This is a genomic window from Fibrobacter sp. (assembly GCA_012523595.1).
Taxonomy (GTDB): domain Bacteria; phylum Fibrobacterota; class Chitinivibrionia; order Chitinivibrionales; family Chitinispirillaceae; genus JAAYIG01.
Map to the genome: position 1 here is coordinate 1 of JAAYIG010000254.1, position 18166 is coordinate 18166.

The 18166-nt window shown below is 47.6% G+C and carries 12 protein-coding genes; 2 read left to right on the plus strand and 10 right to left on the minus strand.

All coding sequences use genetic code 11. From position 1 onward, the window contains the following. Positions 1-553: hypothetical protein (locus GX089_17285; GenBank protein ID NLP04250.1), on the plus strand; the 553-nt coding region annotated here is incomplete at its 5' end. Positions 554-1127: 574 nt separating this feature from the next. On the opposite strand, the gene GX089_17290 is transcribed toward GX089_17285, so the two are convergent. Further along, positions 1128-2453: a 4Fe-4S binding protein gene (locus tag GX089_17290; protein ID NLP04251.1), complete on the minus strand. Its 1326-nt coding sequence runs from the start codon at positions 2451-2453 to the stop codon at positions 1128-1130. 204 nt (positions 2454-2657) lie between these two features. On the opposite strand from GX089_17290, the gene GX089_17295 reads away from it, so the two are divergent. Then, the gene (locus GX089_17295) at positions 2658-3065 is read left to right on the plus strand and encodes an Rrf2 family transcriptional regulator (GenBank protein ID NLP04252.1); all 408 of its coding nucleotides are present in this window, start codon (positions 2658-2660) and stop codon (positions 3063-3065) included. A 53-nt stretch (positions 3066-3118) separates the two neighbouring features. Here the strand turns inward: GX089_17295 and GX089_17300 are convergent, their stop codons facing one another. The 9 genes from GX089_17300 to GX089_17340 all read right to left on the minus strand — a co-directional run. Then, entirely contained in the window at positions 3119-3493 is a 375-nt protein-coding gene (locus GX089_17300) for a hypothetical protein (protein NLP04253.1), read from the minus strand. Positions 3494-3705: 212 nt separating this feature from the next. Further along, on the minus strand, positions 3706-4080 hold the full coding sequence (locus GX089_17305) for a DUF202 domain-containing protein (GenBank protein NLP04254.1): 375 nt from the start codon (positions 4078-4080) through the stop codon (positions 3706-3708). A gap of 49 nt (positions 4081-4129) precedes the next feature. After that, positions 4130-5416 carry an anaerobic sulfatase maturase gene (locus tag GX089_17310; protein ID NLP04255.1) on the minus strand — a complete coding sequence of 429 codons (1287 nt, stop codon included), beginning with the start codon at positions 5414-5416 and terminating at the stop codon, positions 4130-4132. Positions 5417-5495: 79 nt separating this feature from the next. Next, positions 5496-7850: an arylsulfatase gene (locus GX089_17315; GenBank protein NLP04256.1), complete on the minus strand. Its 2355-nt coding sequence runs from the start codon at positions 7848-7850 to the stop codon at positions 5496-5498. Between the two features lie 179 nt (positions 7851-8029). After that, the gene (locus GX089_17320; protein ID NLP04257.1) at positions 8030-8911 is read right to left on the minus strand and encodes a transporter; all 882 of its coding nucleotides are present in this window, start codon (positions 8909-8911) and stop codon (positions 8030-8032) included. 325 nt (positions 8912-9236) lie between these two features. Further along, on the minus strand, positions 9237-9575 hold the full coding sequence (locus tag GX089_17325) for a phage holin family protein (GenBank protein NLP04258.1): 339 nt from the start codon (positions 9573-9575) through the stop codon (positions 9237-9239). A gap of 108 nt (positions 9576-9683) precedes the next feature. Then, entirely contained in the window at positions 9684-11669 is a 1986-nt protein-coding gene (locus GX089_17330) for an AAA family ATPase (protein ID NLP04259.1), read from the minus strand. A gap of 832 nt (positions 11670-12501) precedes the next feature. Continuing rightward, positions 12502-16146 (minus strand): UvrD-helicase domain-containing protein, encoded by a 3645-nt coding sequence (locus tag GX089_17335; protein ID NLP04260.1) that lies wholly within the window; start codon positions 16144-16146, stop codon positions 12502-12504. Continuing rightward, positions 16139-18166, minus strand: a 2028-nt coding sequence (locus GX089_17340) for a hypothetical protein (GenBank protein NLP04261.1), incomplete at its 5' end; no start/stop codon positions are given. The genes GX089_17340 and GX089_17335, both read right to left, overlap by 8 nt.

The following is an 18166-nucleotide window of genomic DNA, read 5'->3' on the forward strand; positions in this document are numbered from 1 at the left end:
GAATGCAGTCATACCCGCTATTGAACGCAAGGAAAAGCAGACCAACCGGACCAATCTCGCTCCTCCCATCAGAGAGCTTGTGATCGAACATACAGTCATAAAAGACTTCCTTGCATCTATTCCATCTCTGCTTGAATCACAGAGCAACCATGGATTGATCGCCAAAGGTATCGATTTTATCCGTAACTATGCCGACGCTTTTCATCATGCCAAGGAGGAAAAGATCCTGTTTGGTTATTTTGACAGCGATTCCGATATAATAAAGTCTTTCATCACAGAGCATGAGACGGGACGGGTGTATGTGAAGGAAGCACGGAGGAGTCTTGAAAGTAATGACTGGGTATCTCTTGAGAAGAACCTGACCGCATACAGAGATCTCCTGACAGAGCATATAAATAAGGAAGATGAGATACTTTATCCCTGGATGAACCGCAGCCTTTCTGATACACAAATCGGACAGCTTTTTTCACGGTTCCAGGATGTCAATGCAGAGTTCAGTAATATTTCCAGTGAATACAGGGTCTTTGTTGAATCTGTCAAAAAGCAGGGGTAAGGAATACAGAAGAAATTTTTCCGGAAATAAAAGCGGTTCTGATATTTACTCCGTAGTCACAGGAAAGCACAGAACCTGTTTCCAGAGACTTATAACGAGGCAATCTTTTTTAACCCACTTTATCTCTAAAACCTCGTATCTGTTAAACCTTAGTATCTGTCTTAAAAACCTTAGTAGCAAAAAGGAAAACCAATGACCCTAACCTTATTAAAATCGAATACCATAACCTGTACACACATTTTGTTTTGACAATAATTACCAGGACACATTAGTAAAAGGTGGAAAGAATAAGGTAATAAGGTTTGTGTGTGCGTTGATCCCTGTTACTACTAAGGTTTATCGGACAGATACTAAGGTTCAGGAAAAAAATGTGTTGAAGGCAGGGAATGTACGACAGCACGACAAAACGTGGACACGACACTGCGACAATACGAAGGAATAAGGTGCCGGAGCATCTAGTCCATACCATCCATACAATTATCGCACACCAGGAAGACAAAACGACAACCCAATAACACGACTAATGCCGGTTGCCGGAATCCTGGTTCTCCTCATTTCAGAACCAATCCGACCCTCAAATTCTCGCCATCCCCAGAAACACTGCATGCAAAACCACAACCAGGGTCAGAAAAGCTTTCCGGGCTGCAACCGATGAGATTCCGGGGAAATGATAGCCAATACGAGAGTCTTTACAGGCTGCAGCACAATCACCGCAGAGTGTGCAGGTCAATCCTGGCCTGCGCTTCCTGATACTGATTTTTGTCAAAGCCCCATACCTGCATGCCCTCATACAGGAAAAACAATCGATACAGCCATTTCCGATTCGTATTCTGAAAGGGTTGATTTTCCCGACCAGGTTGTTGATAAGACCTGTCGGGCAATAGGTTGTACAGTGTACCATAATCCCCTTTTTCCTGGAAATACGTATCATTACCGCAACTCCGCATAGTCCGAAAGCTGCACCACAAATCACGGCAAATGACGTACTGAATCCGCTGAATCTTAAAAACAGTGTGACTATAACCAGAGCCGCAAACAGAGAAATTCTTATATGGTTGTAGTACCCGGGGAGCTCTGCGGGTTTTCTCCTGCTTCTTGATGCCAGAAAGTCCCAGTTTCCTATGTAACAAATCCAGGAGCACCATACAGGCCCCACAAGGATAAGTGTTGACAAAAGAAGAAGAGACATAAAAAAACCCTCCCCCCGATACAGCGGGCCGGCCACTATCAATGCAGGTACCGGCAAGTGAAGAGACCCGGTCATAAGAAACTTTTCAAAGCCGGAAATCCCGAGGGCTGCCTGAAGGAAAAAAACAACTGAAAAAGCAGTCCATATTCTACCTCGGATCTTACCAGGTTTATCACTTATGATTATTTTCTCAACCAGCCATGCCGAGTAAAGTGATAAAAAGAAAATTTCAATCCATCCGCCTCCTTTTATAAACCTCTCGGCCATAAGCGGAACCGGGTCATGCATGAGAGCCTGAGGAAATGAGCAGATAAGAAATGTCAGGAAAAAGGCAACAGTACTTGTCACAGTATTTTCCGCTGAGCCATCATAGTGTGCCCGCACTTCTCTTACCCGGAGAAATAACCATGCTAAAACACTCAGTACACAAACCATTGACATCATGACAGCGGTTCTTCCCCACGGTTCACCCATTGAGACCTGCTGAGCAATTGTTTCCGTACCGTTGTAAACCCATACCAGAATTCCGGCAAGAAGGAAACCCTGGAAGATGATCCACACCCATCTTTTACGTGAAAAAAGAAGCAAAGTGAAAAAAAGAAGACATAAAACCGCCCATCCGTAGTCAGACAGCCGGAGAAAGTGGATGCTCAACATCAAGGAAACTATTGCAGATGGTAACAGGCAAAGAGGAAGTTTAATAGCTCTCATCGTTTTTTACAGCACTGATATCTATTTGATACAATCTAAATATCATATTATATTCATACTAAACTAAATATCACTGTTTTCCTGAACTTGTTCCTTAATAATACATTCTGTTATCGTGATAAAGTATTTTCATCTGATAAGCAATGCAGGCATCAACCCGAAATTTCTGCTGGACAATAAGTTCAACCCAGGGCTAAGGGGAAAATGAAACTAATTACACGTAAAACCGATTATGCAGTTTCATCTCTGTGTTACATCGCTTCGAAAAAATATCCCGTTTCAGTGACAGAACTCTGCGGGGAACTTGACATGCCTTACGCCTTCCTCAGGGGCATTCTCCAGCAGCTTCAGCTTGGCGGTATTCTGGTTTCATTGAAAGGCAAAAACGGTGGTTTTCAGCTTACCCGCAGACCGGAAGATATTTCCTTGTACGACATAATGTCTATTTTCGGAGATGGTCTCGAAAACAACGAGTGTGTTTTTAAGAAACTCCCCTGTAAAAAACAGAAGGTATGCCCTTTAAGGAAGAACCTTGACAGGATTAAAAGAACGATTAAAAAAGAATTTGAGACAGTCAACCTTAAATCATTGATGGTGATCAGCAAAGAGTAGCAGAGTACAGGTTCTCAGTTTTCAGGCAACTGTCCTGAAAGTAGTATCAATAATCAATCTTCGAAATTTCCAAGCACATCTTTCAATCTATCGATCTTTTCCCTTAAGTATTCGTAAAGTTCCTCACTCAGTTCCTCTTTGCCGATAATATTCTTGTAAACGGCTCTTATCACTATAAAATCATCGTCAAAATCATGGGCTTTCCAGATATTGCGACTGATGATTTCATGTGATTCCCTGATAATTTCAGGCAGGTTATTATGGTCAAGAGCGCCGTTTTCCCATTCCAGGAATTTATTCTTCAGCTTGATAATTTCCTTCTGGTTTTCTCTTTCCCGAGCTATCTTTGCCAGTTCTCTCAGTTCTCTGAGGAGCCGTTTTTTTTTCTCAATTTCCATAGGATACCCGTCATCGACCAGTTTCTGCATTCCACTTGCCCAAAAACCCGCAGATTACATTTTAAAATGGTACCTGTGGTTTGGCAACTCTTTCTGTTCACATATGATGAGGGTACGAGGGTACGAGAGTGCGAGGGTACGAGGGCGGCATTAATGCCGCCTCTCATGACCATAACCTTATTAAAAGGTCGAGCCAGACAGTTACCAATGTTAAAAGAGTGGTAAAATATTCCCTCTGCATATCATACTTCACCTGCCAACAATATGATGATCAGAAACAATCCGATTGCAACCACAAAAGATGCCACTGCCGATGTAAGGAACATATTGGGTCTATACAATCCTTTGTCAAGTTCTTTTTCAACAATAACATATCTGATAAACACAAACGCTGAGATCATCACTCCAAATGCCATCAGTACAAACCCCGCAAAACGAGTGAGACTCCGGGACAAGGATTGTTCCAGTGAACTTATAAATGCAGACCTCTCAACAGCAAAGCCGAAAGCTATTACCCCTATGGAGGTTCTTATCCAGGCAAGGAAAGTACGCTCGTTTGCCATGTGTGCACGGCGGCTTGCCGGCTTCAATTTACCATTCTTTTCTTCTGCCATCATGCACTTCCAATTCCATGTAAAACAGTATCATGAAAAGAGATCAGCACAATTACCCTTTATGTTCTGAAAAAACCTGTGCCTTCACGTTTGAATTTAACCTTCGATGCCAGTCCATAACACCTTCCGCCAGACGGCCATTCATCAGTTCATTACGCATGTAACGCATCGACGGCTCAGTCTTCCTGAAAAACAGCTTCAACCCCTCACAAAGATAGTTATGACCAAACTTCTCATGAGGAGAAACCACAAAGCGGTTCCTCGGACACTCGCCATGACAAAGAAAAAGATACTCACACTTCCGGCAATCAGATGTCAATTGTTCATGTTTAGATCGCCCGAACCGCTTCTGCCTGCCGGAGTGCAGAAGTTCCGGAAAACTCTTCTGCTTTATGTTTCCCAGCCTGTACTCAGGAAAAACATAATGATCACACGAATAAAGACTGCCATCACTCTCCAGTACTACCGCCTTACCACACTCCTTTGCCATCACACACAATGAAGCATCTACGCCACACCAGTTGCCAAGGACAGCATCAAAGAAAGGAACAAAGTACCTGCCTACATCACTGGTAACCCACTCCTCAAAAATTCTCACCAGAAAACGCCCGTAATCCAATGGCTTTGCCGACCAGGGCGCAACCGGTTTACCGGTACGCGCTCCGGGTGGAATTGTCCGTGATTGTGCCCCTTCAGAATGGCAGGTAATACACTCCACTACCGGTATAAACTGCATGAAATGAACATCGCTCTCCTTTAAAAAGCGATAAATCTCCAATGGATACTGTGAACTGTAATCATTTACAGTAGATATGGTATTGAACTCAACATCATGCTTCTGAAAAAGACTCATCGCCCTCATTACCCGGGAGTAAGTACCTTTTCCACTTCTGTCCTTTCGATACCGGTCGTGAACATGCTCCAGCCCGTCGATGGAAAGTCCCACCAGGAAACGGTTCTCATGAAAAAAACGGCACCAGTTTTCATCAACCAGTACTCCATTTGTCTGAATAGAATTCTCCACCAGTCTCCTATCACCATACCTTCTCTGCAGCTCCATGGCTTTTTTATAAAAATCGATACCCCTTAAAAGGGGTTCTCCTCCATGCCAGGTTATGGATACACATTCTCCACTGTATGACAAAAACAACTGGCGGAAGAACAGTTCCAGAAGATTTTCGCTCATCATCTCCTTGCTGCCTGAGCCATCTGCACCGCACTTTTGCGTATAGTAACAGTATCTGCATGATAAGTTACAGGCCGGCCCGACAGGTTTTATCATTACCTGACAAGCCCCGGTTTCGCTGGACAGATTATTGTTTTCTGAATTGACATTCATAACCAGTACCTAATTCCCTATCCGGATTAAGAAACGATTCCTTGCTTTTAATCAAGACAAATAAGAGTATCCTATTTGACTAATCTGTAATCAGGGCAGCTCTCAACCGCTGTTCACCGGAAATCTCACTGCTGTTGTCCACAGCTCCTTCGGGAATCTCTATCTCAACCCAGTTAACTTCACCGATGAAATTACGGATACTGTAATCAGAAGTAACAGGTGACCCATTGTCACTGCCGATCTCCAGCGGTTCATCACTTGCAAACGGAAGCGGCTGAGTTCTCCCAACACGGCCTTCCCCCACGATCCGGTTGTCTACAAAAAGATGAACAGTACCTCCTTTCGCTACACCACCACCATCGTACTTAAACTCCATCCCCGCAAGATGCTTTCCTTCCGGGATCGGTTCAGCACTCTTTACATGAAATAGGTCGATTCCATAAAAATTGTAGCAGTATTTCAGCAGCCCCTCTTTTGTGTAAAGGGACCATCCGCCCGGAAAACCTCCCTGGGCCACAATCACCCCTTCACAGCCATTACCGGGCACGATTATTTCCGCTGTTACCCGATGAGATTTGTTTTTCGTATTTATTACACAGAAAGCATTCAACCTGCCTATGCCAGGGTACAATCTCTGCCTGCGTGAACCTGGCAATACAGGACGTCCCGCGCGATCAGGATCCGCACGTTCCGCAGTCCGGTCATCAAGCGGTAAAACATTATGTCTCGCGGCCTCACTGAGGAATAGGCACTGAAGCTCACGAAGTTTCTCCGGGTATTTCTGCGCCAGATCATGCGCCTGGGACCAGTCGGTATTCGTATCGTAAAGTTCCCATATATCGTCATCCAAGTCTCGCTTCTGATGAACCAGAACAGGAGGATTGTGCGCGGTAGATGCTGTCCAGCCCAGATGATAGATACCCCGGTTACCCAGTATTTCGAAATACTGTGTCTCGTGTCTGCCAGGTGCATTGGGAGAATCAAATGTGTAAACCAAGCTGACACCCTCGATCGGCTGCTGTTCATGGCCGTTGACAATCGATGGATGCGGTAGTCCTGCGACTTCAAGAAATGTCGGTGCGACATCTATTACATGATGGAATTGATGACGGAGCTCACCGCGAGGCTTTATTCCACCCGGCCAGTGGACAATCAGACCATTTCGTGTACCACCCCAGTGTGAAGCAACCCTCTTTGTCCACTGATACGGCGTATCCATCGCATGTGCCCATCCTAGAGAGTACTGAGGATATGACTCAGAGGTTCCAAGTGAATCGAGATGTTCAAGCAGGAACTCAGGCGTCTCGATATCTGTCATCCCGGTCATAGTCAGAGACTCATTCCAGGTCCCGTTAAGTGTACCTTCACCCGATGCGCCGTTATCACCGGTTATAATCCAGATCAGAGTATTATCCAACTCACCCATACTCTCTATCATGTCAACCACCCGCCCGACACAGTAATCCGTATGTTCAAGAAACGCGGCATAAAGCTCCATCTGACGGATCAACACAGGTTTCATCTTTTCTGAGATATCGTTCCAGGCAGGGATACCCTCCGGCCTTGGCGTAAGCTCGCACTCCTTCGGAATCACCCCAAGCTCTTTCTGGCGATGAAATGTTTTTTCCCGAAGCACATCCCAACCCTCATCAAAAGCTCCTTTGTAGCGGTCGCGCCAACCCTCAGGAACATGGATCGGCGCATGTGTTGCACCCGGAGCAAAATAGAGGAAAAAGGGCTTGTCAGGTGCAAGCGAGCGCTGCTGCCCTATCCATCGACATGCTTTCTCCGCAAGATCCTCACTCAGATGGTACCCCTCCTCCGGCGTTTTACCAGGATTCATGGCCTTCGTGCCCTCAATAAGACTGGGGTAAAACTGGTTCGTTTCACCTCCGATAAAGCCATAGAAGTACTCAAATCCGCTGTTTGTCGGCCATCGGTCAAAAGGCCCCATCGGGCTCCACTCCCATGTCGGGACCTCATGACATTTGCCAAACTGCGCGGTTGAATACCCGTTCAGTTTCAGTACTTCAGCGATGGTTGCAGCAGAATCTGGCCGTTGTGATGTGTACCCCGGAGCGGTAGTTGCCATGTCGGAAACAACACCCATCCCTACAGAATGATGGTTGCGGCCGGTCAACAAGGCCTGACGGGTCGGTGAACACAATGCAGTAGTATGGAACCTGGTATAGCGCAGACCATTATTGGCAAGCCGCTCAAATACAGGTGTGCGGCAGGGGCCACCAAAAGCGCTGTTCGAACCAAACCCGGCATCATCAAGCAGAACAAGCAATATATTAGGCGCCCCTTCTGGAGGACGCAAAGGAGCTATCGGCTTGTACCTGGCCTCAGGATCCCTGTAATCGTACATCGCTGAGCTCGCCTGCCTGTGACGTGGAATCGGAAGCACCTCACGCGGAATATGGTTTGACATGATTCTCTCTCCTTACTGTTTCTCAGATTCTTATAAACCTTAAATATCAAGCATTTCTCCGGTATCAGATTCTCTTACAGTAAGAACCGGTTAAATTGACAAAGAATTGCGGCAGTCATTTCTGCATGCCGGATACGAGAGTTTTCATTATAAGAATGACTGATATGACTTTCCAGCCTCTACCCTTGAACAGACACAGTACGGCCCACATTGCCCGGAGGCTGGGAAAGCGGCGAACCCCGGCGTAAATACAATGCGATAGGAAACAGTACCAACAGGTCGACCACAGAGAATAAGACAACCATGGAGAGTGTCTTTGGGTCAGTGAAATCTTGGGATGCGACAACCAGGGCTGCTGCTATGTTGCGCTGCCCCGCACCCAGGCCCATCACTGCACGACGGTTGAAGCCCGAACTGCTTAAAAGATATCCCATGAAAAATCCGCCAGCAGTGAGGAGAACTGCCGCAGTGATTGCAGTAATACCCAGATCCCAGAAAAGACCCGCATTGAGCGCCACAGTTGAGAAAATCAAGACCACCAGCACTATAGTCGAGGTCTTGGCGGCTATTGGCTGCAGGCGTCTTGCCAGCGATGGTGCCGTTGAGTCCAGTGTGTGCCCGACAATCAATGGTAATATCATGGTCAAAATCAGAGGCACTGCAATATTTATGGCACTCACCGATATATCGGAGAGCAGCAGCGGCACCACCAGGGGCATGTATACGACTGTGAGGGGCATCAAAAGGAGAAGAAGTGATGCACCCAGCCTCACATCGGCATTGGCGACCCCAGTTAACTTAAGAAGAAATGGCGCACCTGCAGCGGTCCCGACCAGGATAACTCCAGCTTCCAATGGAGGATCAAGTGACAGGAGACGTGAGATTCCAACTGCAAGCAGCGGCACAAGAACAAAATTGGAAACGAGCGCCCGGAATACCCGATCCGGATATCGCATGGGTCTTATTATGTGCATAAACGAAAAATTGAGCCCCACGGCGAGCATGCTGGCGATTGGGAATAGGAGAACGGAGATGTTTAGAAGGTATTCGAGAAGAACCATTGTGATTTGTCCTTTTTTTGGGGACCGGATAATATGCACCCCCCTTTGATGGTGCAAAAAAGGTACCAGTTTTTAAGAGGTAATGCGTGGGAAGCTAGAGGCGGTATTAATGCCGCCTCTAGCCAAAAAAGGCCCGGTGAACCGGGCTTGCAAGAAAATGAAATCTCATTGTTTTCTATTTACCCCGATTTATCGGGGTTTTACTGGCGGGAAAAGAAATTATTATTTGTATGGACGGTATGGACATTATGGACTAGATAACCTGCCACCTCATTCTCTGGTATTGTCGTGTTGTCGTGCTGTCGTTTTGTCGTCCAAAAAGCCCCTAAAACCTGATCAACGAATGCACGAGCGTACTCCCCAGCGAAATCAGCAGCGCCGTCACAAGGGTCCACCCGAAACCGTCAATACGGAACCCTTTTATGAGCTTATCGGTGAGCCAGAGAAAAATGGCGTTGATAACGAATTTGAAAAGGCCTAAAGTGAGAAAAATGAGTGGGAAGGTAATGAAGGTGAAAAACCAGCCCAGAAGAAAATTGATCAGGCTGTAAACGATCGCGACAACTAGTGCTGTACCTATGCTATCCACGTGAACCGCAGGAAGCAAAAGGTCGATAACGTAGATGATTCCGGCAAGGATCAGTATGTTTAACAGTATCTCCATCTTTTTTCCTCCTCCTGGAATTGAGCAGGCAATTTATAGACCAATAAATCGCCCTTTCAGGTTTTCGGTATAAAAGTCAAATCACGCTCTTTCAAAGATTAAAATGTTTCAGAGTATCTCACTAAGCAAGCTATACCTTTCCTCAACAGGCAGCAGGCTCTCATTAGAAATCAATTTTCCCGGATCCACTATACACACCCTGTGCTTTGCCCGGGTGATTGCGGTGTAGATAAGCTGACGGGAAACAGGCATCGATGAGTTCTCGGGGACAAGAAGCATGATCTCCTCAAACTCTGAGCCCTGTGATTTGTGCACGCTTATAGCATACGCCTGATCCAGATCACTTATCCTCTCCACAGGCACTCTCAGCACCCCATCCTGCACCGGGAAACACCCCCAAAGCCCCTCATCGTCCTCCAGTACAATCCCCAGATCTCCATTGTAAAGCCCCAGATTCTCCTGATTGCGATTTACTATCACCGGCTGCCCGTCATGCCATCTGTAAATTCTACCTGTCATTCCCTTCAGCCTGCGGAAGATCGCATCACAATCACTGTTTGCCCTGTTGCGCCCATAGCTTCCCTCGTTGACACAACACAACAACCTTCGTACCCCGATCAGTTTCCTTAGATCAGCCGCAAGAGACATGCTGTTTCCGGTATTTTTGTCTATAAGTAAAGGACGTAAACTCTCTTTCCAGGGTTTGTAGACCTCATCCATGTATCTCTCTGTCCATTCCGTGAAACGGTTCTCCAGGTCAGATCCGGAAAGATACTCCACCGATGAGGAATCCTTCTTTACTTTACCGCTGAAATACCCCTCCCACCATTCCATTATGCCCTTGTCGGAACGGTAATTACGTGTAAGAAAAACAGCATGATCCACCATCATGTTCTCTTTATCCGTCTGAGCGGAATAAAGCTCATCCACCGACTCAACCTGATCGAGCCCTGAGAGTATCTTCTCAGCCAGGGCAAGAGATTCCTTTGAAATGGATGCCTGCCCGGAGTTTGCCGCAAGCCTGGATGTAAGGTCACCAAGAACCGCACCCGCGTCGACCGGAGGAAGCTGATCCATGTCACCGGCAAGTATCAGACGGCAATCGGGAGAGAGCGCATCGATAAGCTGAGCGAAAAGCCTCATGTCAACCATGCTCACCTCATCCACAACAACCAGCTTGCATGGAAGTATGTTATCTTTATTGTAAAGAGGTTTTCCCTCCCTGCCGATTCTTAAGAGGGAATGAAGAGTGCGCGCCTGAACAGATGCAAAAGGGTCATCCTGAGAGAGATTCCGTGTCACAGCCTCCAGAAGACGTGCCTTTGCCCTTCCGGTGGGCGCACACAGTATAACAGCGGAAGGAGGAATATCGTAGTATTCGCAAACTGCCCTTATGACAAGATGCACAACGGTGCTTTTGCCGGTGCCGGGCCCTCCTGAAATAACAGTAAACCTGTGCATAAGAGAGATTATCCCGGCAAGTACCTGACGAACATGCGCACTGCGGCCTGCAAAAGCAACCTTTAAGGAGTTGGATAAGACTGCCCTTGCCTTTTTGATATCAAGCCCGGTCTTCTCTGCTTTGAGCATCTCAGGAATCGCGGCAGAGAGCATGTCTGTACTGATAAAATATGCCTGAAAACTGAATGACTTCCGGGTTTTATCATAGACAACAAGCGGCTGCCAGTTACCCTCGTCATTTAAAGCTACACCCGCAAGCGGAGCCATTGAGCCGATTACGTTCTCATCTGTTATGCGATGAAACCAGTCTTTTACCGCATCGGGCAAAGATGATGGATTCTGCAGCAGCGAAGAGACCTCCGATGCATTTTCACTTCCCGGAATACTGACATCAGATATTCCCTCGACACATTCGACCATCTCTTTTTCCCCTGCGGCAGGGTATCCCTTGTAAAGGCACGCCAGAAGGAGGAGCATGAGGATATGGAAATCATCCCTGAGAGTCTCCTCGGGGATGCAGGAGGAGAAGAACCGGGCCTGGCGGAGTTCGAGGTCGCCCAGACGGCGTGAGGATTTGAGAATATGAGCCAGAATGGATGGTTTAATGGTCGGGTTTTGGGTTTGTATAGGCATTTGTGTTCTCACTTCTGTAATAAACGGACCCAAATTCAGAAGTGTCCGTTAGAAAAATATACATTTATAACACTTTTTTTCCGGTATCTTTATCCTAAAACCTTAGTAGTAAACAGAAAACCAATGACCATAACCTTATTACCCTATGTGCTAGTGTTACGTTCATTTCTGAATCCTTTCTTAATCAGAGTCAATCATCTTAATCAGCTTAATCATAGTTCAAGACATTTCCTGAATTTAAAAATTTTTGCAGGGGAAGTCTCCCCTTACGCCCAAGCCCGTTCGAAGACTCCGGTCTTGGTCTATCCCCTCCGTGTTGACGTAGAGTAGTTCCCAACGGGCAAAATTTACAAGTCGGGTAAGGCTGGCTGGCTTCTTAATCTTTACTGGTGGAAGAAGAAACGAGAATTATATACCGCATCTCTTCAGAGTACGACATTACAATATTTCGACAACACGACAGCATGAGAGTATGACATAACGACGGCATGACAAAACAACTGCACTCCAATGTATGTAAATCGGGGTAAATAGAAAACAATAATATTTCCTTTTCTTGCAAGCCCGGTTCACCGGGCTTTTCTTGGCTAGAGGCGGCATTAATGCCGCCTCTTTCCGGTATACAATATTCGTCTCTTCTTCCACCAGTAAAGGCTGAGAAGCCAGCCAATGTTACCCAAGTTGTAACATTTTCCCGCAGAGCACAATACTGCGTCAACACAGAGGGGATGGTTGAAGACCGCAGTCTTCAGCGGGCTGGAACCAGGGGGAGACCTCCTCCTTGTCTCTTAATAAAAAATTTGTACTATAGAAAACCTCACACCCTACTAACTCAACTTATTCTCTGACCACCAAACTTCTCAACCTCTTTCTTAACGAATAACGCATCCGATTCCGGCTCTGCCTTGTAAAACCAAACAGGATTCCCTCTCTCCTGCTCAAGTCCCCTGAGATATACATACACCGCCCCACCGAGATTTCTCGATGGATCATAATCTGATCCTAACAGACCGCTAAGCCAGGTATGCAGCCCATGGCAATAGACTTTTGCCTGAAGATCATACCTTGACTCAATCACACTGGATTCGATACTTGCCTTGTCATAGTCAGGAAGCCAGTTGCTTTTCCAGTCAAGCACAAAATACCTGTAACTGCCGTCAGTGTTCTTTACACGGAATACAAGGTCCATATACCCGAGGACCCAGTGAGGATAAACTCCCAGATGAAACTCAGCCTCTGCCCTCATGTCAGTTGTGCCCAGCTTTGACAAACAGATATCACCGAATTCAGGCACACTGTAGGTACTGCTTAGAGCCCGTCTCACCAGTTCCAGTGCATGCTCAATAACTTTTGATCCATCTTCGCCGGGCTTGTCTGCTGCAATGCCGTAAAAACGCAGAATCTCTATCGCTTTTTCTTTAAGAAAACCAGGAATCTCACCGTCTGATGCCCATCCGATACCGCTCTTATGTGAGATCGCCTCTTCCAGTATCTCATGAAGGGCACTGCCTGTGTGTTTTCCTGCAGGTAAGAGCAGTGACAACAGCGCATCGGGTTTCTCTTCGATAATAGAGAATATGGAGTCATCATCTGGTGTACGGCGGCCGCCAAGGTCTGATGACTCCTGATGACCATGGGCAAGAGCGGAATAGCTTGTCTGAATCCGACGCCTTCCAGCGAGGTTAAGCTTTACAAGTGCCTCGGATACCCTTCTCTCAGCATCCGCAAGTTTTGCCTCAAGATCGATATCCTTTACCCCTGATACCAACCCTCCGCCATCAGTCTCCGTTCCGGTGCCTGTGTAAACAGGCATGCATATCTGCACAGGACTATTCTCATCCGCACAGCACTCATCAGCCAGTTCCTGAAGGACAGGAGTGAGATCCTTGTCCGCTGCACGTGATGGAAGCTCGCAGTTTTTCCAGGGGGTCCCGTTATCAGCGGTAGACTTCAGGTACATCGGGATGTAAAGAAGCGCTTTGGGACGGGTAAGTGCCACGTAAAGAAGACGGCGGCGCTCCTGGATCTGCTGCTGTATGGCAATCTCCTCTTTTGCCTCAGCCTCAGGTGTCCTCTGCAGCTCCCTCTCGGAAACTACAGGCATCACATGAAGCAAATTTCTGCAAATTCCGTCATTTCCCTCAATATTCTGCGTCCATTTTCTTATAATACCTCTAAAGTCCTTCGATCCGCTGGTGACTATGAAGCATACGGGAAACTCAAGCCCCTTTGCGGCGTGCATTGTCATCACCTGCACTTTGCCCCTGTCACTCTCCTTTGCATGGAGATTCTGATCCCGTCCCGGATCCTCTACTCCTCTCTCCAGGTTCGCAAGATGCTCGATAAGCTCTCCAGGTGAGCCCTGCTTTCTGATAAGATACTCAAGCGAGTAATCTATCACCTGGCGAAGATCACTTAGCTTCCTGTCCCCGTCAAGGAGCCTGATCAGGCGCTCCTGAACTCTCGTACTGACAAGGATACTCCTGAACAGTTGCGGAAACGCCCTCCTCTCGAGAAGAACCTTCCACTCCCTGAAAAGAGTGCTGACAGGTCCACCGATACTGAGATCCCTGTCAGGATCGATCTCACCCGGTGCATAATTGAAAAAAACAGTCAGCAGCGCCTTGAGCTTCTCTGATGTGCTGCTTTCATCGGAGTTTATCGCGGAGAGCAATGCCCTGAACTCCACAGCCATCGATGAGCTGAACACTCCCTCCTGCTTGTACTTTGCCGCCGGAATTCCATTGTCAAGAAGTATCCCCAGAAACCTGTCGGCCAGATTGTGGCTCTCAGCAATAACCGCGAAATGGTTGAAATCGAGTTTTATCTTTCCCCATTTGTCACCCTCAGGGACTGGAATCTCCAGACCCTTAAGCGACCTGATCACAGAACTCACATACCCGGCGTATCTCTGGATTCTCTGTGCTGATGCCCCCCAGAGCGGAACAATTCTCACAGGTTTATTCAGCTCCTGTGGAATCCTTTCCGGGCAGCACTCCCTTTTCGGAATGCAAACCTGATTCTTAGTATCGTAACTTATACGCTCAGAGAGGAAAAATCCTTCCCCGCGGGTAAATATCCGGTTGTATCCATCGACAAGGTCCGGAAGCGAACGGTAGTTGTATTTAAGGGAGATCTGCTCCCCGGGATCTTTCGGCAAACCAAGAATCGATTCGCGTGCATCGAGATAGCTCTCCACAACCGCGTTCTGGAAACTGTAAATTGACTGTTTGGGATCACCCACTATGAATATCCGCGGCGAGAATCCATCTCTGGATTCATCCACAAAAAGCCGCCTGAAAATCTCCCACTGAAGAACGCTGGTGTCCTGGAACTCATCGATAATCGCATAGCGGATCTTTGACCTGAGCAGTGTCCTGAACTGCGCGTTCTCTCTCACTGCATCGTAAGTCAAACGGAGCATATCCTGATATGAGATCAGACCCTCACGCCGCTTCTTCTCCCTCCATCGCCTGCACACTTCAGGAACAGCCTTCAAGGTAACTGCAAGAAGCAGTTCAGCCTCAGGATTGGCGATCTCTGCCCACTGCTTCAGTTCATCAGAGCCACATACATCGCTATACGCCTGACAAGCCTCTTTTATAAGCGGATTCTGCTTTACACCCGATGCATTGCCTTTGACCAGCTTGTTTGACAGGAAATCCGGGCCTCTCCTGCCTTTACCCGCGATTTCACTCTTGTAACTGAAAGTCCCCTTTCCCAGTACACCCTTCCATAATGAGAATATTTCATTAAGGTAATCGATCCTGGGCTGGTCCAAACCGGCTGGATCTTTTACCAGCCTCTCCACAGGGATAATCTTTTCCCGGATAATGCCGATTACCCTTGCGACAAGCTCCTTTTTCCTGCGGATATCACTCTCGATTGTATCCAGGTCTCTTCCCGGAGCAAGACTATCCGCACAGAGCACAGTATCCGGATCGAGACACTCCTGAGCAGTATTGACAATTCTTGCGACAATGCCCCAATCACCCTCGAAATCCGCTGCGCCGGCAAACTGCGAAATGTCCACACCCCACTCCGGCCAGTCCTCACGGATTGACTCCCGCAGACAGGCCTCAAGCCCCATCCTGTCATCCACCATCTCACTTGTGAACTGCATCCCTGTTTCGAAAGGATAGCTCTGAAGGAGTCTCAGGCAGACACTGTGAATTGTTCCGATCAGTGCTTCATGCAGATCATTGAGACATCTTTGCAGATGATTCCGCAGCGCTGCGTTTTCCGGCTTATCACCTGTCTCCTCTATCCTCTTCTCCAGCGCCTCCCGGATCCTTTTTTTCAGCTCACCTGCCGCTTTCTCGGTATAGGTGACAAGCATGATCTCGCTGATCGATGCCTGCCTGCATCCCTGACCCGTAAGCATGGGAAGAACCAGTTCATTGATAATTGTCCAGGTCTTACCGGTTCCGGCATGGGCCTCCACTACTCCGTGTCTGCTCAGATCGATCTTACCCATTGAATGAACCCTCCAGAACCTGTGCGGAGAGATCACTCTCTTTGTCCGATGTTTCCTGAATTGAAAACTTTCCGGTTAACACAGGACAAAGCCTGCTGAACACCCTCATTACTGTATCATCACTTTCCGGGAAACGCGCCTCTGTGAGCTTGAAGGCATCAGTTGATGGGTAGTACAAACGATAATCCGAATCCCAATCCGATTCATCCTCAGCTCTTTCCCTCAGGCGCTTCAGGAAACTACCGGTCTCAAACGATCCGCTCTTCATGATCTCCTCAAGAGTCTTCTGAAACCAGACTGCCGGAGCATGTTCACAGGATCTCCTCTCCAGCATCTCCCGGATAATCTCCGCTATCCACGCTTTCGCGCTCCCGGCAGCATCCCAGGGCTGAGGCATCGTCCAGTCAACGGTATCTATCGATGCATCATCCTTATTAATCAATACGTTAGCTATATTTTCGCTTCCGTTCAGAGCAAAAATAAAAGAGTACAGCCACAGATCGATATTCCTGATCAGATCCCCTAAATCCGCACCCAGTTTGATGATCACAATCTGCTTTCCTGGTAGAGCCTGCCGAAGCACAAGAGGAATCTGCACGCTTATCCTGAATTCTCTCCCGTCATGGGTAAACACAAAATCGGATAAGGCTTTGTCATCACGCAGGTTATGATCAGTATCAGTGTAGAGCTTGTAACCTTTGTATTTGTCCGCGATGTAACCTACACTTGCCGCAGCGGAGGCCGCCCACTCCTGAAGTGAAATCAGGTCTTTTCTGGCAAATGCTCCCTCAGACGCCAGGCCCGATGAACAGATCTCCGCAAAGAGCTGCCGGGCAATTCCTGCGGCTTTATCTGCCAGGATATCAGTATCGGAACAAGGCTCACCCACAGGCGGGAACGCAAGATGAAGCAAATGGCTAAGCAGTTGTCTTTTAAGGGAATACAATGAAAAATAATCGCTCTCCAGGGGCTCATCGGTGGCAGTTGATGTCTCATCGATAAGCTCATCCCTCAACCCCAGAGACCGTTTCAGGTGATATTCAAGCGGGTTTTTCAGAAATCCGGCTATGTCGCCAACCGATGTACGAAGCTTTGACGGGGCTACCGGTTCATCTTTGGCCCTCGGCTCTAAAGAGTTATCAAGCCGGTACTTACGATGATTTCCATCGGAGTGGATTTTCGACAGCTCAGCAAGCCTGGAAACCGATGGATCCCAACATGAAGCTTCAGTATCGTAACCCTTTGTCAAATCATGAGATACCAGAGGAATCACCCCGGGATCTTCGGGGCCCTTTTCAGGATCAGGCAGATACAGGCATGCTGCTGAGGCAAGCTCGATTACTACGCTCGATGGCTGAATGATCCTGTCTTTTTGTATATCCTGGCCGACATAGGAGATTATCAGGCTCTCCCCTGCCGCACAGATAAGTTCCAAAAAAATATAGCGGTTATCACTGACCGGATCAGGATCACCGGCGATTCTGCTGCCCGACAGAAGATTGAAAAGGCTCTTGTTGTTTATCCCCGGAAATGAGTCAGAATCCATCCCTAATACAAATACGACCTTATGAGGAAGAATAAGTCCGGAACGAAGCGGGGCAAACGTAAGGCATCCTGTCCAGGCTTGAGCGCTTCCAGGGAGTTCCTGCTGCAGAGATGCCATCACATGCGCCTTTAACTCATCAAATTCCAATGACTTACGGCCGCAGATACTCTCCTGGAGGATCAGATCCTGAAGAGTCGAGCGGAACTGAGCTCTGCAATAGATCTCCTCTGCCTTTGAGACGCTTATCCAGGAATCGACCAGGTCTAAGAATGAGTCGACCAGATTTTCCGGGCTCTCTTTCCCGCATCTCTTTTTGAATCCGCGGCAGGACTGAGCCAGTTGCTCAATAGTCGAACAGTAGTGCTCGACCATGTCCTTATCCGATGTGTCGAAATCGCGGAACGGAGATGGCTCCACCTCATCGATTGAATTCAGATTGAACCCCAGCGGAACAGGCATCGTGGCCAAAGGACC